Consider the following 22,593-nt stretch of genomic DNA (forward strand, 5'->3'; position numbering starts at 1 on the left):
CTCACTCGCGTCCCAGGTCCCGGTGGATCACCTTCACCGCCATTCCGTCCTCATTGGACAACAGGCGCGCCAGCTCCTCCGAGATGGCCACGCTCCGGTGCTTGCCGCCCGTGCAGCCCACGGCGAGCGTGAGGTACCGCTTGCCCTCGCGCTTGTACCCGGCGCCGATCAGCCGCAGGAGCTGGTGGTAGCGGTCGAGGAACTCCTCCGCGCCCTCCTGCGAGAGCACGTAGTTGCGGACCTCGGTGTCCAGCCCGGTGTGGTCGCGCAGCTCCGGGATCCAGAACGGGTTCGGCAGGAACCGCACGTCCATCACCAGGTCCGCGTCCATCGGCAGGCCGTACTTGTAGCCGAAGGACAGCACGGTGACCCGCGTCTGCGTCGCCGACTCGGAACCGAACGCGTCCTCGATCTTGGCCCGCAGGTCGTGGACCGACAGGGCGGAGGTCTCCAGCACCAGGTCGGCCGCCTCGCGCAGCGGCGCCAGCAGCTTGCGCTCGGCGCTGATGCCGTCGACGAGCCTGCCCTCGCCCTGCAGGGGGTGGCTGCGCCGCACCTGCTCGAACCGGCGCACCAGCACCGCGTCCGTGGCTTCCAGGAACAGCACGCGCGGCTTGTAGCCCCGTGCGTCGAGGTCCTTGATCACCGAAGCGAGGTCGTCGGTGAACGCGCGCGAGCGCACGTCCATCACCACCGCGACCCGCGTCACCGCTCCCCTGGCCTGCACCCCCAGCTCGACCATGGTGGCGATCAGCTCGGGCGGCAGGTTGTCCACCACGAACCAGCCCAGGTCCTCCAGGCACTTCGCGGCGGTGCTGCGCCCCGCCCCCGACAACCCGGTGACGACCGCGACCTCGATCCCGGGTTTATGGCCGTCTTCGTTTCCCGTCATGACTCCCTCTCCCCTGCTTGCGCTGCCTGCAGTGCCGCGACCACGGCCTCGGCCGTGCGCCTGCCCACCCCCGGCACCTGCGCGATCTCGTCGACGCCCGCCTGCCGGAGCTTCTTCACCGACCCGAAGTGCTTGATGAGCGCGGCACGCCGAGTCTGCCCCAGCCCGGGCACACCGTCCAAAGCGGACACCTGCAGGCGCTTGGAGCGCTTCTCGCGGTGGTAGCGGATCGCGAACCGGTGCGCCTCGTCGCGCACCCGCTGCAGCAGGTACAGCGCCTCGGAGGTGCGCGGCAGGATCACCGGGTCCGGGTCGGCGGGCAGCCACACCTCCTCCAGCCGCTTCGCCAGCCCGATCACGGCGACGTCGGTGATGCCGAGCTCGGCCAGCACGTCCGCGGCGGCCGTCGCCTGCGGGCCCGCGCCGTCCACGACGAGGAGGTTGGGCGGGTACGCGAACTTGCGCGGGCGCCCGGTCTCCGGGTCGATGCCCGGCTTCGCCTCCTCGGCGGCGGCTTCCTCGTTCTCCTTCAGGTAGCGGTGGAACCGCCGCCGCACGACCTCCGCGATCGAGGCGACGTCGCCCTCGGTCGCCGCCTCCCGCAACGCGAACCGCCGGTACTCCGACTTGCGTGGCACGCCGTCCTCGAACACGACGAGCGACGCGACGACGTCACTGCCCTGGATGTGGCTGATGTCCACGCACTCGATGCGCAGCGGCGCGCTGTCCAGCCCGAGCTGCTCCTGCAGTTCGGCGAGCGCGGCGGACCGCGCCGTGAGGTCACCGGCGCGGCGCAGCTTGTGCTGCTGGAACGCCTCTTCCGCGTTGCGCTGCACGGTTTCCGCGAGCGCGCGCTTGTCCCCGCGCTGCGGCACCCGCAGCTGCACGCGCGAGCCCCGCAGCCCGGACAGCCACTCGGCGACCGCGTCGGCGTCGGTCGGCAGCTCCGGCACCAGCACCTCGCGCGGCACCGGCGACCCGGTGTCGGCCGTCTGTTCGGCCAGCTCGACCTGCTCGCCGTAGAACTGGGTGAGGAACTGGTCGACGAGGTCGCGCACGTCCATCTCGTCGACCTTGTCGATCACCCAGCCGCGCTGGCCGCGCACCCGGCCGCCGCGGACGTGGAAGACCTGCACCGCGGCCTCCAGCTCGTCGTGCGCGAACGCGACCACGTCGGCGTCCGTGCCGTCGCCGAGCACCACGGCCTGCTTCTCCATCGCGCGCCGCAGCGCGCCGAGGTCGTCACGCAGCCGGGCCGCGCGCTCGAACTCCAGCTGCTCCGACGCCTCCGCCATCTCCTTCTCCAGGCGGCGCATCATCAGATCCGTGCGCCCGGCGAGGAAGTCGCAGAAATCCTCGACGATCGACCGGTGCTGCTCCTCGGTCACGCGGCCGACGCACGGCGCCGAGCACTTGTCGATGTAGCCGAGCAGGCAGGGCCTGCCGATCTGCGTGTGCCGCCGGAACACGCCGTTGGAGCACGTGCGGGCGGGGAACACCCGCAGCAGCAGGTCGAGCGTCTCGCGGATCGCCCACGCGTGCGCGTACGGGCCGAAGTACCGCACGCCCCGCTTGCGCGGGCCGCGGTAGACGTGCAGGCGCGGGAACTCCTCGTTCATCGTCACCGCCAGCACCGGGTACGACTTGTCGTCCCGGTAGCGGACGTTGAACCGCGGGTCGAACTCCTTGATCCAGTTGTACTCGAGCTGGAGCGCCTCGACCTCGGTGGTGACGACCGTCCACTCCACGCTCGCCGCCGTGGTCACCATCTGGCGCGTGCGCGGGTGCAGGCCCGAGAGGTCGGCGAAGTAGGAGTTCAGCCTGCTGCGGAGGCTCTTGGCCTTCCCGACGTAGATGACCCGCTTCGTCGCGTCGCGGAACTTGTACACCCCGGGCTGGTCGGGGATGCTCCCCGGAGCGGGTCGGTAGGTCGAAGGGTCAGCCACATCCCCAGCCTATGGCTCCCCTCCGACACTTCCACGCACCCCCGGCACTCACGCGGGCGGACCGGCTGTGCGGCGCACCGGCGGGGCGCCCGCGGAACACACCCCGATCCCCCGTCCGGCCGGTGTGCCATTCTCGGGCCATGCGCATCGCCACCTGGAACGTCAACTCGATCGCGGCGCGGCTGCCGCGGCTGCTCGCCTGGCTGGAGTCCGCGAAGCCGGACGTGGTGTGCCTGCAGGAGCTGAAGTGCGCGACGGACGCCTTCCCGCCGGAGGTGCGCGAGCTGGGCTTCGAGGTCGCCGCCTACGGGCTCGGGCGGTGGAACGGCGTGGCGATCCTGTCCCGCGTGGGGCTGGAGGACGTGCGGCGCGGCCTCGTGGACGAGCCGACGTTCGACGACGCCGCCGAGCCCCGCGCCGTCGGCGCGACGTGTGGCGGCGTCCGGCTGTGGTCGGTGTACGTGCCCAACGGCCGCGAGCCGGGGCACCCGCACTACGCGTACAAGCTGCGGTGGCTGGAGGCGTTGCGGGGCACGGCGGTCGCGGAATCGGCGGCGGACCGGCCGTTCGCGGTGCTCGGTGACTTCAACATCGCCCCCACCGACGAGGACGTGTGGGACATCAGCCTGTTCACCGAGTCCACCCACGTGACCGAGCCGGAGCGGGCCGCGCTGGCGGCCCTGCGCGAGGCGGGCCTGACCGACGTCGTGCCGCGTGCGCTGAAGTACGACAAGCCCTACACGTACTGGGACTACCGGCAGCTGGCGTTCCCGAAGAACAACGGGATGCGCATCGATCTGGTGTACGCCAACGCTTCCTTCGCCGGCGCGGTGTCCGACGCCTACGTGGACCGCGAGGAGCGCAAGGGCAAGGGCGCCTCCGACCACGCGCCCGTCGTGGTGGATCTGACGCTGTAGGCGCGGATCACGCGGCGGAGTAGTCGAGACCGGCGGACAACAGGTCGAAGGCCTGCCCGATCAGCTCGGAGTCCGGGGCGTCGCGGCCGGCGGCGCGCCACGCCGTGATCGTCGTCTGCACCGCGCACAGCGCGACCGACGCCACCAGGTGCGGCCGCGGGTCCACGGCGGGGTCGACGCCCATCCTCGCCCCCACCAGCCGCGCGACCTCGTCCAGCCTGGCGACGCCCCGCTCGGTCCGGGCGGCCGCCAGCGCCGGGCTGGCCGAGACCAGCTGCCGCATCCGCTGGTGCCGCGCCCGAGCGGAGCCTGCCGCCGCTTCGGAGGCCCGCACCAGTTCGACCGCGGCCTGCCGCAGCCCGGTCAGCACCGGCGTGTCGGCAGGCTGCGCGGCGAACCTGTCCAGCATCGCGGTGATCTGCTCGTCCGCGAACGCGAGCGCCACGTCCTCCTTCGAGGTGAAGTACCGGAAGAAGGTGCGGGGCGAGACGTCGGCCGCCGCCGCGATCTCGTCCACCGTCGTGGCCTCGAAACCGTTGGCGCAGAACAACTCCTGCGCCGCGTCGATCAGCATCTCGCGGGTGCGGTGCTTCTTCCGCTCACGCAGGCCGGGTTCGGGCATGCCCGCAGTCTAGGCCCGTCTGGCATCACGTGAAATTTGTCAGTTGATGACAGTTGTCAGCCTGTGCCAGAATCGCGGTATGCCGAAAGCTCCCGCGCCGACGTCCCCGTACTGGAAGCTCCAGCGCCAGATGACGCGCTTCAACACCTGGCTGTTCCGCACGACCGGCGGCAAGGCCGGCAGCACGTTCCGCAAGGCGCCCGTGTTGCTGCTCAACCACGTCGGCCGCAAGTCCGGCCAGGCCCGCACCAGCCCGCTGATCTACCTCGACGACGCACCCAGGCTGGTCATCGTCGCTTCGAAGGGCGGTACGGACGCGCACCCGGCGTGGTTCCACAACCTGATGGCGATGGAGTCCGCGGAGGTCGAACTCCCGGGCGGGGAACGCCGCCGGGTCCGTCCGCGTGTCGCGGAGGGGGACGAACGGGCGGCGCTGTGGGAAAGGCTGGTCGCGATCTACCGGCCGTACGCGGCCTACGCCACCTACACCCAGCGTCAGATCCCGGTGGTCGTGCTCGAACCCGCCGGCTGAAGCGTCAGTGCATGTGCAGGCCGCCGTCGACGTTGTACGTCGCGCCGGTGATGAAACCCGCGTCCTCGCTCAGCAGGAACGCGATGGCGGCCGCCACGTCCTCCGGGGTGCCGACCCGGCCGGCGGGCAGGTCACGCACGAGCTCCCGCTTGCGTTCCTCGCTCAGCGTGCCGCCCATGATGTCGGTGTCGATCGGGCCCGGCGAGACGGCGTTGACCGTCACCCCGTGCTCGCCGATCTCCCGCGCCAGCGCCCTCGTGAAGCCCAGGACCGCCGCCTTCGCCGCCGAGTACGACACCCTGCTGTAGGTGCCGCCCCCGCGTTGCGCCGACACCGAAGACACGCTCACGATGCGGCCGATCCCGTGGGCCACCATCGTGCGGGCGACCCGCTGCGTCAGCACGAACACCCCGCGGATGTCGATCGCGAACACGCGGTCCCACTCCGCCAGGTCCAGCTCGAAGAACGGGACCGGCGACGCGACTCCCGCGATGTTCGCCAGCCCCACGACCTGCGGCAGCTCCGCTTCGACGCGGTCGACGGCCGCGAAGACCTCCTCCGGCTCCGCCACGTCCACGCCGACACCGATCGCCCGCACCCCGTGCCGCCGCACCAGCTCGGCCGCGACCTCCTCGGCGCCCTCGGCGTCGACGTCCAGCACGGCCACGTGCCAGCCCTGCGCGGCGAGCCGGTCCGCGGTGACCCGGCCGATCCCCCGCCGGGACGCACCACCGGTGACGATGGCGGTCCGCTCGGCGGGGAACGCGGTCACGGCTGTCCGGCCCAGGCCTGCTTGTGCAGCCGCCGCAGCGCCCGCACGGCTTCGACGGCGTGCTCGCGGTCCACCGCCTGGATGGCGAGCACCCCCAGGTACTCGTCCTCCGGCAGCTCCAGCCGCGCGAACGACGCGCCGTCGGGGAAGCTGACGGCGAGGACGTCCAGCCAGTCGAAGCGCCGCTTCAGCAGGATGACGTTGCGCACCTCGATCCCGCGGGCGTCGGCGCGCACGCGCGGCGTCGCGAACAGCAGCGCCCCTCCGGCCAGCACGATGCCGACGCCGACCATCGCGATCTGGTCGGAGACCTCGAAGATCACGCCGGTGTTCGACGAGCGCAGCAGCAGCGCGACCACGACGAACGCGACGAGCAGGCACGCCGCCAGCACCACCGAAACCCACGTGGCCCGCCTCGGGCGGATGACGACGGCGCTGTCCTCGGTCACGACGCTCACTGGAACTTCCGATCGGTCCACGGCTGCCGCAGCGAGCGCAGCTGGTACGCCGCGTCCAGCGCGGCCTGCGTCGCCTCGCGGCCCTTGTCCTCCTTCGACCCCGGCAGCCCGGCGCGGTCCAGCGCCTGTTCCTCGGTGTCGCACGTGAGCACACCGTTGCCCACCGGGGTGCCCTCGTCGAGCGCCACCCGCGTCAGGCCCGCCGTCACGGCGTCGCACACGTACTCGAAGTGCGGGGTGCCGCCCCGGATCACGACGCCGAGCGCGACCACCGCGTCGTGCTGGCGGGCCAGCGCCTGCGCCACGACCGGCAGCTCGACGGCCCCCGCCACGCGCACGACCGTCGGCTCCTCCTTGAGGTGCGCCTCGCGCGCCGCGGCGACCGCCCGCTCCAGCAGGCTGTCGGTGATCTTCGCGTGCCAGCGCGTCGCGACGATCGCCAGGCGCAGGTTCTCGCACTCGCTCAGGTCGAGTTCGACGTCCGGGCGTCCCTCACCGCTCATGAACCGTTCCCGTTCTTCGCCACGTCGGCACCCACCTGGTCGAACTGCTCGAGGTTCGCCAGGTCGTGCCCCATCCGGTCACGCTTGGTGCGCAGGTACCGCAGGTTCTCCGGGTTCGGCGAGATCGGCAGCGGCACGCGGCCGGTCACCTTCAGCCCGTAGCCCTCCAGGCCCACCCGCTTCGCCGGGTTGTTCGTCAGCAGCCGCATCGAGCGCACGCCCAGGTCGCACAGGATCTGCGCCCCGGTGCCGTAGTCACGGGCGTCGGCGGGCACGCCGAGCGCCAGGTTCGCGTCCACCGTGTCGGCGCCCAGGTCCTGCAGCTGGTAGGCCTGCAGCTTGTGCAGCAGGCCGATGCCCCGGCCCTCGTGCCCTCGGATGTACAGCACCACACCACGGCCCTCGTCGGCGACGGCCTGCAGCGCCGCCTCCAGCTGCGGGCCGCAGTCGCAGCGCAGCGAGCCGAACACGTCGCCGGTCAGGCACTCGGAGTGCACGCGGACCAGGATGTCCTCGCCGTCGCCGATCTCGCCGTAGACGAACGCGACGTGCTCGATGCCGTCCAGCAGGCTGTCGTACCCGACCGCGCGGAACGTGCCGGCGGCCAGCGGGATGCGCGCCTCCGCGACCCGCTCGACCTGCTTCTCGTGGCGCCGCCGGTAGGCGATGAGGTCGGCGATCGTGATGACCTGGAGGTCGTGGTCGGAGGCGAACACCTGCAGCTCGTCGCGCCGCGCCATGTCCCCCTCGTCCTTCTGGGAGACGATCTCGCACAGCACGCCCGCCGGGTGCAGCCCCGCCATCCTGGCGAGGTCCACCGCCGCCTCGGTGTGCCCCGGCCGGCGCAGCACGCCGCCCTCCTTCGCGCGCAGCGGCACGACGTGGCCGGGACGGCGGAAGTCGGCGGGCTTGGAGTCGGGGTCGGCGAGCAGGCGCACCGTGTGCGCCCGGTCGGCGGCCGAGATCCCCGTCGAGATGCCCGACGCGGCGTCCACCGTGACGGCGTACGCGGTGCCGCGGGCGTCCTGGTTCGTGTGGTACATCGGCGGCAGGTCGAGCCGGTCGCAGTCCGCCTCGGTGAGGGCGGCGCACACGTAACCAGACGTGTAGCGCACCATGAAGGCCATCAGCTCCGGCGTCGCCTTCTCGGCGGCGAAGATCAGGTCGCCCTCGTTCTCCCGGTCCTCGTCGTCGACGACGACCACCGGGCGCCCGGCCGCGATGTCCGCGATCGCCCGCTCGATCCCGGCGGCGTCCACCGGCACCCCGGCGCCACACGGCGTTCCTGCTGTCACGCGTCCTCCTCGGCCCTGACTCCATTGTGCGCCGCGGGACCGGACAGGTGCGGCATGGCCAGCTTCTCGACGTACTTCGCGACTACGTCGACCTCGAGGTTGACCAGGTCGCCCGGTTCGGCGTGCCCGAGCGTCGTCAACTCCAGTGTGGTGGGGATCAGCGCCACCGTGAACTCGTCGTTCGTCACACCCGCCACCGTGAGCGAGATGCCGTCGACCGCGATCGAGCCCTTCTCCACCACGTAACGCGCCAGGTGCGAGGGCAGCGAAAAGCGGGTCAGGCCGTTGGCGTCACGGGACAGGAACACGCCGGTGCCGTCCACGTGGCCCTGCATGATGTGGCCGCCCAGCCGGTCGCCGACCGCCGTGGCGCGCTCCAGGTTGACCCGGTCGCCGGGGGCGATCTTCGCCAGGCGCGAACGCTCCAGCGTCTCCTGCACGACGTCGACGGTGAACTCCTGGGCGGCCACCTCGACGACGGTCAGGCACACCCCGCTGACGGCGATCGAGTCGCCGTGCTTGGCGTCGGAGGTGACCACCGGCCCGCGCACGGTGAGCCGGGCGGCGTTGGGCAGCTGCTCCACCGCCGTGATCTCGCCGAGCTCCTCGACGATGCCGGTGAACACTGGGGTGCCTCCAAGGTCTCTAGTTCTGGGCGTGGGCGGCGAGGTCGCGCAGTGCGGCGACGGCCTTGCCCGGGTCTTCGGCGCCGTAGACGGCGGAGCCCGCGACGAAGCAGTCCACCCCGGCCTCGGCGGCCTGCTCGATGGTGTCGGCGTTGATCCCGCCGTCGATCTCGACCAGCACCTTCAGGTGCCCGGTGTCGACCAGCCGCCGCGCGGTGCGGACCTTGTCCAGCACCTCGGGGATGAACGACTGGCCGCCGAAGCCCGGCTCCACCGACATCACCAGCAGCGTGTCGTAGTGCTTGAGCGTGTCGAGGTGGTCCTCCAGCGGCGTGCCCGGCTTGACCGACAGCCCGGCCTTCGCCCCGGCGGCCCGCAGGTCCTTCGCGATCTTCACCGGGTCCTTCGCGGCCTCGACGTGCACGGTGACGTTGTACGCCCCGGCCTCGGCGTACCCGATCGCCCAGCGGTCCGGGTCCTCGATCATGAGGTGGCAGTCCAGCGGCAGGTCGGTGGCCTTGCGCAGGGACTGCACGACCGGCAGGCCCAGCGTCAGGTTCGGCACGAAGTGCGCGTCCATCACGTCGACGTGCACCCAGTCGGCCCGCGTCTCCCCCGGGCCCGCCACGGCACGGATCTCCTCGCCCAGCCGGGCGAAGTCGGCGGACAGGATGCTCGGTGCGATGAGAGGTCGGGCGGTCATGATTACGCAGTGTAGAAGGTCAATCGGGTAGCGCGGTCAGTGCCGTCGACCACGGTTCCGACAGATGGGAAAGCTGTACCCCGGCGGAGGTCAGGGCCTCGGTGTGGGCCCGCCAGGCCGGGTGCCGCAGCCGCGCGGGGCTCACCCGGTGAGCCACCGCGACCGTCACCCGCGGGTCGCCCAGCACGTCGCCGAGCACGGTGAGCGCCTGGTTGTCCGCGATGCCCAGCGCCAGCTTGGCGACCGAGTTCGCGCTCGCGGGCGCGAACAGGAACACCTCGGGGTCGGGGTGCGGGCGCGGCTGCCCCGGCAGCCGGGACTCGCTGCGCACCTCCAGGTCCGTCAGCTCCTGCAGCCGCGCCAGCTCGCCGGTGTGCGTGAGCCAGCGCGCGGCGGTCGGCGTCAGGGTGATCGCCAGCCGCCAGCCGCGCGCCGCCGCCGGTTCCGCCAGCTCCGTGCGGAACCGCGTGTCCAGTCCGCCGCACGAGCTGGCGACGAGCCCGAGGACCCTCACGGGCGCCGCAGGACCGCGCAGAACATGGCGTCGGTGCCGTGCCGATGCGGCCACAGCTGCACGTACGGCCCGTCGCCGAGCTGCGGGACACCGGGGAAGAACTCGCGCGCGTCGAGCACCTCGGCCTTGGTGCGGCGCGCCGCGTCACCGACGACGCCCTCGGTTTCGGCCAGGTGCGGCGAGCACACGACGTACGCCACAACGCCGCCGGGCCGGACGAGTTCCAGTGCGGAGGCGAGCAGCTGGCCCTGCAGCTTCGTCAGGTCCGCCACGTCCGACGGCTTGCGGCGCCAGCGCGCCTCCGGGCGGCGGCGCAGCGAGCCCAGCCCGCTGCACGGGGCGTCGACGAGCACGCGGTCGAAGCCCGGTTCCAGCCCGGACTCCCGGCCGTCGGCGACGTGCACGGTGACCGGCAGCCCCTCGGTGGCCTTCTCGACGAGGCGTGCGCGGTGCGGCGCCTGCTCGACCGCGTCCACGCGGGCGCCGGACAGCTCGGCGAGCGCGCCGAGCAGCGCGGCCTTGCCGCCGGGACCGGCACACAGGTCGAGCCAGCGCTCGTCGCTGCCCGCCAGCGGCACCTTCGTGAGCGCGACCGCGCACAGCTGGCTGCCCTCGTCCTGCACGGCGGCGAGCCGCTCGCGGACGGGTTCGGCGTCGCCCGGGTCGCCCGCGCCGGGCGGCAGGTGCACGCCGTAGGGCGAGTACGGCGCGACGTCGCCACCGGTGATGGCGGCCAGCTCGTCGGCGCTGATCTCCCCGGGCCGCGCGACGAGGTGCACGGCGGGCCTGGCGTCGTCGGCTTCGAGGGCGGCCTTCAGCTCGGGGCCCTTGTCCCCCAGCGCTTCGGCGAACGCGCGGGCGACCCAGCGCGGGTGCGCGGTGCGCAGCGCCAGGTTGCCGATCGCGTCGGTCTCGGGGTCGGGCGCCAGCTCGTCGAGCCACGCCGCTTCGTCCTTTTCGGACACCTTGCGCAGCACGGCGTTGACGAACCCGGCGACGTGCGAACCGCCTTCCAGCCGGGCCATGTTCACCATCGAGTCCACCGCGGCGTGCTCGGGCACGCGGGTGCGCAGCAGCTGGTAGGCGCCCAGCCGCAGGCAGTCCAGCACCACACCGTCTACTTTGGACAGCGGCCGGTCGAGGTTCGCGGCGATGATCTCGTCGAGCAGGCCCACCGCGCGGCTGGTGCCGTAGGCGAGTTCCGTGGCCAGCGCGGCGTCACGCCCGTCGAGGCGGCGCTCACGCAGCAGCTCGGGCAGCACGAGGTTGGCGTAGGCGTCGCGCTCGCGGACGGCGCGCAGCACCTCGAACGCGACCCGGCGGGCGGGGTCCTCGTAGGGCGGCGGGCGGCGGGGGCCCTGTTTGCGGGGCGCCGGGCGCCCCCGTGACGGCCGCGACGGCCTGCGCTCACGATCCGGGCTCATGACAGGCGCTCTCCTTGCTCGATCCTCGTTCCGCGCGCCCAGTCGGTGGCCGCCATCCGTTTCTTGCCCTGCGCCTGCACCTCGCCGAGGCGGACCGCCTGGGTGGCCGTGCCCGCGAGGACGCGCTTGCGCTCCACCCGCAGTTCGCCGGGCGCCAGCCCGGTTTCGCCGGTGAGCTCCACCGGGCCGAGCTTGAACCGTTCGCCGCGGAACAGCGTCCAGGCGCCGGGGTCCGGCGTGACCGCGCGGATGAGCCGGTCGACGGCGACGGCGGGGTCGGCGAACGACACGCGTGCGTCGTCCACGGTGACCTTCGGTGCGTACGTCACGCCGTCCTCGGGCTGCGGGACCGCGCGGAGGCTGCCGCCCTCGATACCGTCCATAGTGGACAGCAGAAGCCGCGCGCCGGAGTCGGCCAGCCTGCCCAGCAGCGCACCGGCGGTGTCGGTGGGGGCGATCGGCTCGGTGACCACGCCGTAGACGGGCCCGGCGTCGAGCTCCTTCACGATGCGGAACGTCGAGGCGCCGGTGATCTCGTCGCCCGCGCGGATCGCCGCCTGGACGGGAGCCGCGCCACGCCACGCGGGCAGCAGGGAGAAGTGCAGGTTCACCCAGCCGTGCGGCGGGATGTCCAGGGTGCGCTGCGGCAGGAGCGCCCCGTAGGCGACGACGGGGCAGGCGTCGGGCGCGAGCTCACGCAGGCGGTCGAGGAACTCGGGGGCCCCGGCCTTCTCGGGCGTGAGCACCTCGATGCCGTGCTCGTCGGCGAGCGCGCCAACGGGCGAACGCAGGAGCTTGCGCCCCCGGCCGGCGGGCGCGTCGGGCCGCGTCACGACGGCGACGACCTCGTGGCGCGGGGAGTCGATGAGGGCACGCAGGGAGGGCACCGCGGCCTCCGGCGTGCCGGCGAACACCAGGCGCATCAACAGGCCCGGCGGGAATGCAGGTGGATGAACATCGGGGACCAGTCTATGGGGCGGCCCGGGCACGACGGTCAGCGGCGGCGACGGTCGCCGACGGCGGCGCCCCTAGCAGGAACGCAGGCTCCGTCCGCGGCGACGGTGGCCACAGCCGCAGGTCGCTCGGCCCGGCCGTCCGCCCACGGCGGCGCCCCTAGATCAGCTCCAGCGGGTCCAGTTGTACGCGGACCGGTGACGGTTCCTTCCGCGCCACCCGCCGCGCCTGCGCCGCCGCCAGTGCGGACGCCAGGGTGCGGCCGTCCGAGCGCGGGACGCGGACCAGTGCCCGCTCGCGCTCCGTGCGGCCTTCCTCGTCCGGTTCGCCCAGGGGCACCGGGCCCAGCACCTCCCCCGACTCCGGCAGCGCCAGCTCCTCCAGCAGCGCCGCCACCGCCTCCGGCGTCCCCTCCAGGCTCGCCATGCGCACGGCCGGCGGGAAGCCCAGTTCACGCCGCTCGGCCAGTTCGCGCTCCGCGTGCCACGCCGGGTCCCAGCGCATCAGCGCCTGCACCGGCGTCAACGACGCCTCGGCGCCGACCACGATCCGGCCGCCCTCCGACGACGGGCGCACCAGCGCCCCCGCCGCCATCCACCGCCGCAGCGTCTCCTCCGCAGCCCGCAGGTCCTGGCGCCCCAGCAGCGCCCAGCCATCCAGCAGCAGCGCCGCCCCGTACCTGCCCTCGGCGACCGGCTCCGCGCCCGGCGTGCACACCACCAGCGCGGGCCGCCCCGGCACCGTCGCGAGCACCTCCTGCGCCCCCGACGTCCGGACCGGCACCCCGGGGAACGCCCGCCCCAACTCCTCCGCCGTCCGCTTCGAGCCGACGACCATCGCCCGCAACCGCGGCGAACCGCAGGCCACACACCGGAAGTTGCCCTCCGGCGCCCCGCACCACCGGCAGCTCGGCGGATGCCCCGGCCCGCCGCTCAGCGCCAGCGGCCCCGCGCAGTGGCGGCAGTGCGCCGGCGTCCGGCACTGCGCACAGGCCAGCGCGGGCACGTACCCGCGGCGCGGCACCTGCACCAGCACGGGCGCCCCGGCGGCCAGCGCCTGACGGGCCGCCTCGAACGCCACAGCGGGCAACCGGGCCGCGCGCGCCGCTTCGTCCCGCGCCACGTCGAAGTCCTCGCCCACCGGGGTCACCCGCGGCGCCGCCTTGCGCAGCTCCTCCCGCGACGCGACCACCGGGTGCGCCCAGCCGGTCTCCACCAGCAGCTGCGCCTCCGCCGTGCGCGCGAACCCCGCGACCACGAGCGACGCCCCGTCCGCGTGCGCGCGCAGCGTCAGCACGTCACGGACCTGCGGGTACGGCATGTGCGGGTCCACGTGCAGGTCGTCGCCGTCGTCCCACACCACGTACAGGGCCGGGTCCGCGACGGGCGCGAACATCGTCGCCCGCGTGCCGACCACGATCGGGACAGTGCCGCGTGACACCGCGAGCCACCGCCGGTACCGCTCGGCGGGCCCCAGTTCCGCCGACAGCGCCACGACCGCGTCTTCCCCGGCCAGCGCCGCGCAGGCGGCGTGCACCCGCGTCAGGTCACGCTGGTCCGGCACGACGAGCACGGCACCACGGCCGTTCGCCGCCACGACCGCCGCCGCTTCGGCGAGCCGGGCGGGCCAGTCCTCCCCCGGCAGTGCCTGCCACACTGCGTGCGCCTGCCGGTTGCTCCGCAGCGCGTCGAGGAACGCCTCACCTCGCTGGTAACGCGCCCAGCCCGTGCTGCCGGCGGGAGCGGCCACCGCCGCGCGGGCGCGGGGCGGCTCGCCCTCGGCCTTGGCGTGCCGGGGCGGGATGGCCAGGCGCAGCACGTCGATCATCGTGCCGCCGTAGCGTTGCGCCACCGTCCTGGCCAGTGCCGCCAGGCGCGGGCTCAGCACGGGCTCGCTCGACGTGACGCGTTCGAGGAACGCCAGCCGACCGGTGTGCTCGGTGGTGGCGGCGCGCTCGATCAGGAAACCGTCGACCAGCTGCCCGGCGAAGCGGACCCGCACCCGGCAGCCGGGCACGGCGTCCGCATCGAGCTTGTCGGGCACCTGGTAGTCGAACGTGCGGTCCAGGTGCGCGAGCGGCACGTCGACGACGATCCGCGCGATGGGGTCGTGCGCGGCGGGCTGCTGCTGCCCCTTGCGCGCGGCCTTCGGCCGCCCCGCGGGACGTTTCGGCTTGGGCAGGTCCCAGAGGGGGGTGGTTTCGGTCCCCTCAGGCACCGGCGGCGCTGCGAAGTGCTTCGGCCCGGTCGGTGTTCTCCCACGGCAAGGTCAGCTCCGGACGCCCGAAGTGCCCGTAGGACGCGGTCTGCGCGTAGATCGGGCGCAGCAGGTCCAGGTCCCGGATGATCGCCGCCGGGCGCAGGTCGAACACCTGCGTGATCGCCGCCTGGATCTTCGACGGATCCACCGTCTCGGTCCCGAACGTCTCCACGAAAAGACCCACCGGCGCAGCCTTCCCGATCGCGTACGCGACCTGCACCTCGACGCGCGTGGCCAGCCCCGCCGCGACGACGTTCTTCGCCACCCAGCGCATCGCGTAGGCGGCGGAGCGGTCCACCTTCGACGGGTCCTTCCCCGAGAACGCCCCACCACCGTGGCGGGCCATACCACCGTAGGTGTCCACGATGATCTTCCGGCCCGTCAACCCGGCATCCCCCATCGGGCCACCGATCACGAACCGGCCCGTCGGGTTCACCAGCAGGCGCACATCACTGGTGTCCAGCTCCAGCCCGGCCAGCTCCGGCGCCACCACCTGCTCACGAATGTCCACACCGAGCATCGACTCCAGATCGATGCCCTCCGCGTGCTGGGTGGACAACACCACCGTGTCCAGGCGCACCGGCTGATCCCCGGCGTACTCGATCGTCACCTGCGTCTTGCCGTCCGGCCGCAGGTACGGCAGCACCCCGTCCTTGCGCACCCGCGTCAGCCGCTGCGAAAGCCGGTGCGCCAGCGCGATGGGAAGCGGCATCAACTCCGGGGTGTCCGAGCAGGCGTAACCGAACATCAAACCCTGGTCACCGGCACCCTGGCGGTCCAGGTCGTCCATGGCCTGTTCCAACCGCGCTTCATACGCCGCATTGACACCCTGCGCGATGTCCGGCGACTGCGAGCCGATCGCCACGTTCACGCCGCAGGAGTTGCCGTCGAACCCCTTCGCCGACGAGTCGTAGCCGATCTCGAGGATCTTCTCCCGCACGATCGTCGGGATGTCCGCATACGCCTCGGTCGTGACCTCACCCGCGACGTGCACCTGACCCGTCGTGATCAGGGTCTCCACCGCCACCCGCGACCGCGGGTCCTTCTCCAGCAGCGCGTCCAGCACCGAATCACTGATCGCGTCGCAGATCTTGTCCGGATGCCCCTCCGTCACGGACTCCGACGTGAACAACCTGCGGGTCGAATCGGTCACGGTGCTCGCCACTTCCCATCTCCGGTCGGACAACGGGGTCCAGCCTACTGAGGGGACCCGCTTCGCTGGATGAAGTGTGCCACCGCGTCCCACACTGTGGCGGCCAGCTGCGATTTCGATCCCAGCGGAATCGGACTTTCCGCACCATCCGCCGCCAGCAGCCAGCCCGCGTTGTCCTCGACCTCGAACGCGCGGCCGTCGCCGACGGCGTTCACGACCAGCAGGTCGCAGCCCTTGCGCTTGAGCTTCGCGCGGGCGTGGTCGAGCACCGAGCCGTGCTGGTCGCCGGTCTCGGCGGCGAACCCGACGACCGTCTGGCCAGGCCGGCGGTTCGCCACGAGCTCGGCGAGGATGTCGGCGTTGCGCTCCAGCACGATCGTCGGATCGGGCTGGTCATCGGACTTCTTGATCTTGTAGTCGGCGCGGTTCGCCGGCCGGAAATCGGCCACCGCGGCAGCCATGACCACTACGTCGGCGTTTTCGGCACTTTCGTGCACCGCGCCACGCAGTTCCTCCGCCGTCGAGACGCGGCGCAGCGTCACGCCGGGCGGATCGGGCAGTGCGACGGTGTGCGCGGCGACCAGGGTGACCTCGGCCCCACGCTGGGCGGCGACGCGCGCGAGCGCGTAGCCCTGCTTGCCCGAGGACCGGTTGCCCAGGTACCGCACCGGGTCGAGCGGCTCCCGCGTGCCGCCCGCCGACACGACGACCCGCAGGCCTGCCAGGTCGCGGGGCAGCGCGTCTGCGCGGGCCAGCAGCAGCTTCGCCAGGTCGACGATGTCGGCGGGGTCGGGCAGCCTGCCCTTGCCGCTGTCGGCGCCGGTCAGCCGCCCCGAGGACGGCTCCGCCACGAACGTGCCGCGCGAACGCAGCAGCGCGACGTTGTCGCGGGTGGCGGGGTGCTCCCACATCTCGGTGTGCATGGCCGGGAAGAACGCGACCGGGCACCGGGCGGTGAGCAGGGTGCTGGTGAGCAGGTCGTGCGCCATCCCGTGCGCGGCACGGGCCAGCAGGTCGGCGGTGGCCGGGACGACCAGCACGAGGTCGGCCTCCTTGCCGACCCGGACGTGCTGCACCTGCGGCACCTCGGTGAACACACCCGTGTGCACCGGGTGCCCGGACAGCGCTTCGAGAGTGGCCGCGCCGACGAAGTTCAGCGCGGCCTCGGTGGGCACCACGCGGACGTCGTGACCGGACTCGGTCAGCCCGCGCAGCACCTCACAGGCCTTGTAGGCGGCGATCCCGCCACCCACGCCCAGGACCACGCGGGGCTTGTCACTCACCTTCGGTGTGCTCGAGCAGGCCACCGTGGATCTCGCGCAGGGCGATCGACAGCGGCTTCTCGCGCGGGCCCGGCTCGACGAGCGGGCCGACGTACTCCAGCAGGCCTTCGCCGAGCTGGGCGTAGTAGTCGTTGATCTGGCGGGCGCGCTTGGCGGCGTAGATCACCAGCGCGTACTTGGAGCTGACCTTCGCCAGCAGGTCGTCGATCGGCGGGTTGGTGATGCCCTCGAGCTCTTCACCATGGATACCCAGCGCTGCGGTCACTCGTGTCGCTCCCGAATCATTCGAAGTCCGTGTTCATCAAGTCTAACAACTCCCGGGCGGCTTCCCTGACGTCGGCGTTGACGACGCGGGCGTCGAACTCCCCCGCGGCCGCCAGTTCGCGCTCCGCCTCGGCCAGCCGGGCCTCGACCGCGGCCTTCTCCTCGGTGCCGCGCCCGGTCAGCCTGCCCACCAGCTCCTCCCAGGAGGGTGGCATCAGCATGACCAGGCGCGCGTCCGGCATGGCCCTGCGGACCTGCCGGGCGCCCTGCAGCTCGATCTCCAGCACCGCCGGGCGGCCCTCGGCGAGCGCCCGCTCGACGGGTTCGCGCGGGGTGCCGTAGCAGTTGCCGGTGAACTCGGCGTGCTCCAGCAGCTCGCCGGCCCGGACCATCTTGTCGAACACGGCCCGGTCGATGAAGTGGTAGTGCTCGCCGTCGACCTCGCCCGGCCTGGGGGGCCGGGTCGTGACCGAGACGCTGAAGTAGATGTCCGGGTCCAGCCGCCGCAGCTCACCGACCACGCTGGACTTGCCGACCCCGGACGGACCCGAGACGACGGTGAGCCGGCGCCGGGGACGAGGCCCCTGCTCCGGCTCACCGTGCGTCGTCCGGCCGGTCGGGAGACCGGCCGCTACCACGTGGTCGTCGCCTGTCTTGCTCACTCGCCGCTGAACTCGGCCAGCAGCGCCTTGCGCTGCCGGTCACCAAGGCCGCGAAGCCGCCGGCTCGGGGCGATCTCCAGGCGCTCCATGGTCTGCTGGGCGCGCACCTTGCCGACGCCGGGGAGCGACTCGAGCAGGGAGGAGACCTTCATCTTCCCGAGGACCTCGTCCTCGTCGGCCTGCTTGAGCACCTCGGTCAGGGTGGTACCGCCCCGCTTGAGGCGTTCCTTGAGCTCGGCACGGGCACGACGAGCGGCAGCGGCCTTCTCCAGCGCCGCCTTGCGCTGTTCCTCGGTCAGCTGGGGAAGTGCCACGTTTTCCTCCGTAGTACTCAAAAATTCCGGGTGGGTGACGCGACGGTACCCACCCCCGGGCACCCGCCACAATGCGGGGGTGGCCGCTGCGTACGCGGTCAGGGGCCTGATATTAACCCTCCCGTCGCCCGCCCCCACCCGCACAAGGAAACGCTTCGCGCTGCTGTGTCACACCGAACGTCGCCCACCCCCACCCGCTCAAGGAAACGCTTCGCGCTGCTGTGTCACACCTGGTTCATCCAACGATTGCCCGATCAATGCCCGAACTTCCCGGACCCCGGCCCGCAGCGCCGCGGGGTCCGGTCCGCGCCTCAGGAGGTCCCTCGACGATGCCGGGAGCACGCCCCGCAGGTCTGCCCCGAACAGCGCCCGAAGATCGCTCACAGTGGCGCCCTGGGCCCCGAAACCGGGTGCCAGGACGGGCCCGTTGAGCGCGCTCAGGTCCAGCTCGCCGGGGGCCACGGTGGCGCCGACGACCACGCCGACGTCCCCGAGCGGCTCGGCACCGGCGTTGAGCGCGGCCACCTCGTCCACAATGGACTGGGCGACCGTCTTCCCGTTGGGCAGCAAGGCGTTCTGCAGCCCGGCAGCCTCCGGATTGGACGTTCGGGCCAGCACGAACACCCCCCGGCCCTGCTCGCGCGCCGCCGTGACGGCGGGCGCGAGCGAGCCGAACCCGAGGTACGGCGACACGGTCACGGCGTCCGCCGCGAGCGCGCTGTGACCGTCCAGGTACGCAGCGGTGTAGGCGCCCATCGTGGAGCCGATGTCACCCCGCTTGACGTCCAGCAGGACGAGCGCGCCCGCGAGCCTGGCCTCGGTCACCACGCGCTCCAGCACGGCGATCCCCGCGGCCCCGTGGGCCTCGAAGAACGCCGACTGCGGCTTGACCACGGCCACCTCCGCGGCCAGCACCTCGACCGCGGAAAGGGCGAACTTCTCCAGGCCGGCGGGGGTGCGCTCCAGGCCCCAGGCGTCCAGGAGGCCCGGATGCGGGTCGATCCCGGCGCACAGCGGGCCGCGCTCGCGGATTTTCTCCGCCAACCTTCGCCCGAACGGAGCAGCGGGAACTGCCCGTCCGGGCACCGGCGCGGTCACGAGCGGGCCCGCAACGCCGCCTGCAGGTCCTGCAGCGAGCGCACCCCGATGTCGCCGCGGATGAGCGCCTCGATGCCGTGCACCGCGGCCGCGGCGCCCTGCACCGTGGTGATGCACGGGATGTCGCGCGACACCGCGGCGGTGCGGATCTCGTAGCCGTCGATCCGCGGGCCGCTGTTGCCGTAGGGCGTGTTGATGACCATGTCCACGCCACCGTCGAGGATCACGTCCACGATGTTGGGCTGCTCGGGCGTGGAACCCTCGGAATGCTTGCGCACCTCCGTGCAGGTCACGCCGTTCCGCCGCAGCACCTCGGCGGTGCCGGAGGTGGCCAGGATCTCGAACCCGAGGTCGGCCAGCCGCTTGACCGGGAACACCATCGCCCGCTTGTCGCGGTTGGCGACCGACACGAACACCTTGCCCGACGTCGGCAGCGAGCCGTAGGCCCCGGCCTGGGACTTGGCGAACGCCTCTCCGAACGAGGTGTCCACCCCCATGACCTCGCCCGTGGACTTCATCTCCGGCCCGAGCAGGGAGTCCACGCCCTTGCCCTCCGGCGTGCGGAAGCGGTGGAAGGGCAGCACGGCCTCCTTGACCGCCACCGGCGCGTCGGCGGGCAGGTGGCCCCCGTCGCCCTCGGCGGGCAGGATGCCGCGCGTCCGCAGCTCCTTGATGCTCGTGCCGGTCATGATCAGCGACGCGGCCTTGGCGAGCTGCACGCCCGTCGCCTTGGACACGAACGGCACGGTGCGGGAGGCACGCGGGTTGGCCTCCAGCACGTACAGCACGTCGTCCTTGAGCGCGTACTGGACGTTGAGCAGGCCCCGCACCCCGACACCGCGCGCGATGGCCTCGGTGGAGGCGCGCACGGTCTCGACGTCGTGGCGGCCGAGCGTGATGGGCGGCAGGGCGCACGAGGAGTCACCGGAGTGGATGCCGGCCTCCTCGATGTGCTCCATGACCCCGCCCAGGTACAGCTCCTCGCCGTCGAACAGGGCGTCCACGTCGATCTCGATCGCGTCGTCGAGGAAGCGGTCCACGAGCACCGGGTGCTCGGGGGTGACCTCCGTGGCGCGGCGGATGTAGTTCGCCAGCGACGACTCGTCGTAGACGATCTCCATGCCGCGCCCGCCCAGCACGTACGAGGGGCGGACCAGCACGGGGTAGCCGATCTCGTCGGCGACCCGCTTGGCGCCCTCGAACGACGTCGCCGTGCCGTAGCGCGGCGCGGGCAGCCCGGCGTCGCCGAGCACCTCGCCGAACGCGCCCCGGTCCTCGGCCAGGTGGATCGCCTCCGGCGGCGTGCCTACGATCGGCACCCCCGCGTCGCCCAGCCGCTTGGCCAGCCCCAGCGGGGTCTGCCCGCCCAGCTGCACGATCACCCCGGCGACCGTGCCCGACTCGCGCTCGGCGTTGACGACCTCCAGCACGTCCTCGAACGTCAGCGGCTCGAAGTACAGGCGGTCGGAGGTGTCGTAGTCCGTCGAGACGGTCTCCGGGTTGCAGTTGACCATGACGGCCTCGAACCCGGCCTCGCGCAGCGCGACCGCGGCGTGCACGCACGAGTAGTCGAACTCGATGCCCTGGCCGATCCGGTTCGGGCCCGAGCCGAGGATCAGCACCTTCGGCTTGTCGCCCTGCGCCGTCACCTCGGACTCCGCCGCGGGGTCGGACTCGTAGGCCGAGTAGTGGTACGGCGTCTTCGCGGCGAACTCGGCCGCGCAGGTGTCCACGGTCTTGAACACCGGGCGCACGCCGAGGCGGTGCCGCAGCGCCCGCACGCCGTCCTCCCCCGCCAGCTCCGGCCGCAGCGCGGCGATCTGCTGGTCGGACAGCCCGGTGCGCTTGGCCTCGCGCAGCAGGTCCGCGTCGAGCACGGGCGCGTCCCGCACCTGGGCGCCGACCTCGCCGATGAGCGCGATCTGGTCGATGAACCACGGGTCGAGCCCGCTGGCCTCGTGCACCTGCTCGACGGTGGCGCCCAGCCGCAGCGCCCGCTCGACCGCGTAGAGCCGGCCGTCGTGCGGGGTGCGCAGCGCTTCGAGGGTGTTCTCCAGCGTCGCGCCCTCCGGGTCGGGGCGGGTCCAGAAGCCGGCGGCCTTGGTGTCGATCGACCGCATCGCCTTGCCCAGCGCCTCGGGGAAGCTGCGGCCGATCGCCATCGCCTCGCCGACGCTCTTCATCGTCGTCGTCAGCTCCGGGTCGGCGCCCGGGAACTTCTCGAACGCGAAGCGTGGCACCTTCACCACGACGTAGTCGAGCGTCGGCTCGAACGACGCCGGCGTCTCGCCCGTGATGTCGTTGCGGATCTCGTCCAGCGAGTAGCCGATGGCGAGCTTCGCGGCGATCTTGGCGATCGGGAAGCCGGTGGCCTTCGACGCCAGCGCCGAGGAGCGGGACACGCGCGGGTTCATCTCGATGACGACCATGCGGCCGTCGTCGGGGTTGATCGCGAACTGGATGTTGCAGCCGCCGGTGTCCACGCCGACCTCGCGCAGCACGGCGATGCCGACGTCCCGCATGCGCTGGTACTCGCGGTCGGTCAGCGTCATCGCGGGCGCGACCGTGATCGAGTCACCGGTGTGCACGCCCATCGCGTCGACGTTCTCGATCGAGCAGATCACCACGACGTTGTCGTGGCGGTCGCGCATCAGCTCGAGCTCGTACTCCTTCCAGCCGAGCACGCTCTCCTCGATGAGCACCTCGGTCACCGGCGACTCGGCCAGCCCGACCGACGCCAGCCGCTCCAGGTCCTCCGGCGTGTGCGCCATGCCCGAGCCAAGGCCGCCCATCGTGAACGACGGGCGGATGACGACCGGCAGGCCCAGCTCGGCGACGGTCTCGCGGACCTCGTCCATGGAGTGGCACACGCGGCTGCGCGGGACGTCGCCGCCGATCGCGCGCACGATGTCCTTGAACTTCTGCCGGTCCTCGCCACGCTGGATCGCGTCGATGTCGGCGCCGATCAGCTCCACACCGTACTTCTCCAGCACGCCGCGCTCGTGCAGCGCGACCGCGGTGTTGAGCGCCGTCTGCCCGCCGAGGGTGGCGAGCAGGCAGTCGATCGGCCGCCCCAGCGCCTGCTCGTGGGCGATGACCTTCTCCACGAAGTCCGGCGTCACCGGCTCGATGTAGGTGGCGTCGGCGAACTCCGGGTCGGTCATGATCGTCGCCGGGTTGGAGTTGACGAGGCTGACCCGCAGGCCCTCCTGCCGCAGCACGCGGCAGGCCTGCGTGCCCGAGTAGTCGAACTCGGCGGCCTGCCCGATCACGATCGGGCCGGACCCGATGACGAGCACGTGTTCGATGTCTGTGCGTTTCGGCATTGTTAGGACTTCTTCTCCTGTGTCATGCGGGACACCCGCACCCGGTCGGCCCCCGCGGGCTGGGCTGCGCGATTGT

At 72.5% G+C, this 22,593-nt stretch carries 22 protein-coding genes; 2 read left to right on the plus strand and 20 right to left on the minus strand.

The genetic code is table 11. The features are described 5' to 3' along the window. Position 1: 1 nt before the first annotated feature. Both rapZ and uvrC read right to left on the minus strand, forming a co-directional pair. Entirely contained in the window at positions 2–892 is an 891-nt protein-coding gene (rapZ, locus tag ABFX51_RS19715) for an RNase adapter RapZ (RefSeq protein WP_346054488.1), read from the minus strand. Continuing rightward, a complete protein-coding gene (gene uvrC / locus ABFX51_RS19720; protein WP_346054489.1) occupies positions 889–2,838 on the minus strand; it encodes an excinuclease ABC subunit UvrC in 1,950 nt (649 codons plus the stop codon). The genes rapZ and uvrC overlap by 4 nt, the downstream gene beginning before the upstream one ends. A gap of 140 nt (positions 2,839–2,978) precedes the next feature. Between uvrC and ABFX51_RS19725 the strand changes: the two genes are divergently transcribed. Continuing rightward, positions 2,979–3,755, plus strand: a complete 777-nt coding sequence (locus ABFX51_RS19725) for an exodeoxyribonuclease III (protein ID WP_346054490.1) — start codon at positions 2,979–2,981, stop codon at positions 3,753–3,755. Between the two features lie 7 nt (positions 3,756–3,762). Here the strand turns inward: ABFX51_RS19725 and ABFX51_RS19730 are convergent, their stop codons facing one another. Continuing rightward, entirely contained in the window at positions 3,763–4,377 is a 615-nt protein-coding gene (locus ABFX51_RS19730; RefSeq protein ID WP_346054491.1) for a TetR family transcriptional regulator, read from the minus strand. Between the two features lie 79 nt (positions 4,378–4,456). On the opposite strand from ABFX51_RS19730, the gene ABFX51_RS19735 reads away from it, so the two are divergent. Then, positions 4,457–4,909 (plus strand): nitroreductase family deazaflavin-dependent oxidoreductase, encoded by a 453-nt coding sequence (locus ABFX51_RS19735; protein ID WP_091507548.1) that lies wholly within the window; start codon positions 4,457–4,459, stop codon positions 4,907–4,909. Positions 4,910–4,913: 4 nt separating this feature from the next. On the opposite strand, the gene ABFX51_RS19740 is transcribed toward ABFX51_RS19735, so the two are convergent. The 17 genes from ABFX51_RS19740 to carB form a co-directional block, all read right to left on the minus strand. Continuing rightward, positions 4,914–5,681 (minus strand): SDR family NAD(P)-dependent oxidoreductase, encoded by a 768-nt coding sequence (locus ABFX51_RS19740; RefSeq protein WP_091507551.1) that lies wholly within the window; start codon positions 5,679–5,681, stop codon positions 4,914–4,916. Further along, positions 5,678–6,130 (minus strand): PH domain-containing protein, encoded by a 453-nt coding sequence (locus ABFX51_RS19745; protein ID WP_428832482.1) that lies wholly within the window; start codon positions 6,128–6,130, stop codon positions 5,678–5,680. The genes ABFX51_RS19740 and ABFX51_RS19745 overlap by 4 nt, the downstream gene beginning before the upstream one ends. A gap of 5 nt (positions 6,131–6,135) precedes the next feature. Next, positions 6,136–6,642, minus strand: a complete 507-nt coding sequence (gene ribH / locus ABFX51_RS19750) for a 6,7-dimethyl-8-ribityllumazine synthase (protein ID WP_091507556.1) — start codon at positions 6,640–6,642, stop codon at positions 6,136–6,138. Beyond that, on the minus strand, positions 6,639–7,937 hold the full coding sequence (locus ABFX51_RS19755; RefSeq protein ID WP_091507558.1) for a bifunctional 3,4-dihydroxy-2-butanone-4-phosphate synthase/GTP cyclohydrolase II: 1,299 nt from the start codon (positions 7,935–7,937) through the stop codon (positions 6,639–6,641). Before ABFX51_RS19755 ends, ribH begins: the two co-directional genes overlap by 4 nt. Next, the gene (locus ABFX51_RS19760) at positions 7,934–8,563 is read right to left on the minus strand and encodes a riboflavin synthase (protein WP_346054493.1); all 630 of its coding nucleotides are present in this window, start codon (positions 8,561–8,563) and stop codon (positions 7,934–7,936) included. Before ABFX51_RS19760 ends, ABFX51_RS19755 begins: the two co-directional genes overlap by 4 nt. Before the next feature lie 19 nt (positions 8,564–8,582). Next, positions 8,583–9,266: a ribulose-phosphate 3-epimerase gene (gene rpe, locus ABFX51_RS19765; RefSeq protein WP_346054494.1), complete on the minus strand. Its 684-nt coding sequence runs from the start codon at positions 9,264–9,266 to the stop codon at positions 8,583–8,585. Positions 9,267–9,285: 19 nt separating this feature from the next. Continuing rightward, positions 9,286–9,780, minus strand: coding sequence for a flavoprotein (locus ABFX51_RS19770; RefSeq protein WP_346054495.1), 495 nt, complete (start codon positions 9,778–9,780; stop codon positions 9,286–9,288). Continuing rightward, positions 9,777–11,204: an RsmB/NOP family class I SAM-dependent RNA methyltransferase gene (locus tag ABFX51_RS19775; RefSeq protein ID WP_346054496.1), complete on the minus strand. Its 1,428-nt coding sequence runs from the start codon at positions 11,202–11,204 to the stop codon at positions 9,777–9,779. Before ABFX51_RS19775 ends, ABFX51_RS19770 begins: the two co-directional genes overlap by 4 nt. Continuing rightward, on the minus strand, positions 11,201–12,127 hold the full coding sequence (fmt, locus tag ABFX51_RS19780; protein ID WP_346054498.1) for a methionyl-tRNA formyltransferase: 927 nt from the start codon (positions 12,125–12,127) through the stop codon (positions 11,201–11,203). The genes ABFX51_RS19775 and fmt overlap by 4 nt, the downstream gene beginning before the upstream one ends. A 190-nt stretch (positions 12,128–12,317) precedes the next feature. Continuing rightward, a complete protein-coding gene (locus tag ABFX51_RS19785; protein WP_428832483.1) occupies positions 12,318–14,375 on the minus strand; it encodes a primosomal protein N' in 2,058 nt (685 codons plus the stop codon). Beyond that, positions 14,368–15,570 carry a methionine adenosyltransferase gene (gene metK, locus ABFX51_RS19790; protein ID WP_346054499.1) on the minus strand — a complete coding sequence of 401 codons (1,203 nt, stop codon included), beginning with the start codon at positions 15,568–15,570 and terminating at the stop codon, positions 14,368–14,370. Before metK ends, ABFX51_RS19785 begins: the two co-directional genes overlap by 8 nt. 44 nt (positions 15,571–15,614) lie before the next feature. Continuing rightward, positions 15,615–16,853 (minus strand): bifunctional phosphopantothenoylcysteine decarboxylase/phosphopantothenate--cysteine ligase CoaBC, encoded by a 1,239-nt coding sequence (coaBC, locus tag ABFX51_RS19795; RefSeq protein ID WP_346054500.1) that lies wholly within the window; start codon positions 16,851–16,853, stop codon positions 15,615–15,617. Next, positions 16,846–17,118, minus strand: a complete 273-nt coding sequence (gene rpoZ, locus ABFX51_RS19800; protein WP_091507578.1) for a DNA-directed RNA polymerase subunit omega — start codon at positions 17,116–17,118, stop codon at positions 16,846–16,848. Before rpoZ ends, coaBC begins: the two co-directional genes overlap by 8 nt. 16 nt (positions 17,119–17,134) lie before the next feature. Beyond that, positions 17,135–17,779: a guanylate kinase gene (gene gmk, locus ABFX51_RS19805; protein WP_346054501.1), complete on the minus strand. Its 645-nt coding sequence runs from the start codon at positions 17,777–17,779 to the stop codon at positions 17,135–17,137. Further along, a complete protein-coding gene (gene mihF, locus ABFX51_RS19810; protein WP_091507579.1) occupies positions 17,776–18,093 on the minus strand; it encodes an integration host factor, actinobacterial type in 318 nt (105 codons plus the stop codon). Before mihF ends, gmk begins: the two co-directional genes overlap by 4 nt. 198 nt (positions 18,094–18,291) lie before the next feature. Continuing rightward, positions 18,292–19,137 (minus strand): orotidine-5'-phosphate decarboxylase, encoded by an 846-nt coding sequence (pyrF, locus tag ABFX51_RS19815; RefSeq protein ID WP_245783066.1) that lies wholly within the window; start codon positions 19,135–19,137, stop codon positions 18,292–18,294. Between the two features lie 50 nt (positions 19,138–19,187). Continuing rightward, positions 19,188–22,517 carry a carbamoyl-phosphate synthase large subunit gene (gene carB, locus ABFX51_RS19820; RefSeq protein WP_091507582.1) on the minus strand — a complete coding sequence of 1,110 codons (3,330 nt, stop codon included), beginning with the start codon at positions 22,515–22,517 and terminating at the stop codon, positions 19,188–19,190. Positions 22,518–22,593: the final 76 nt, after the last annotated feature.

The sequence above is a fragment of the Amycolatopsis dongchuanensis genome, assembly GCF_039542405.1.
GTDB lineage: Bacteria > Actinomycetota > Actinomycetes > Mycobacteriales > Pseudonocardiaceae > Amycolatopsis_E > Amycolatopsis_E sacchari.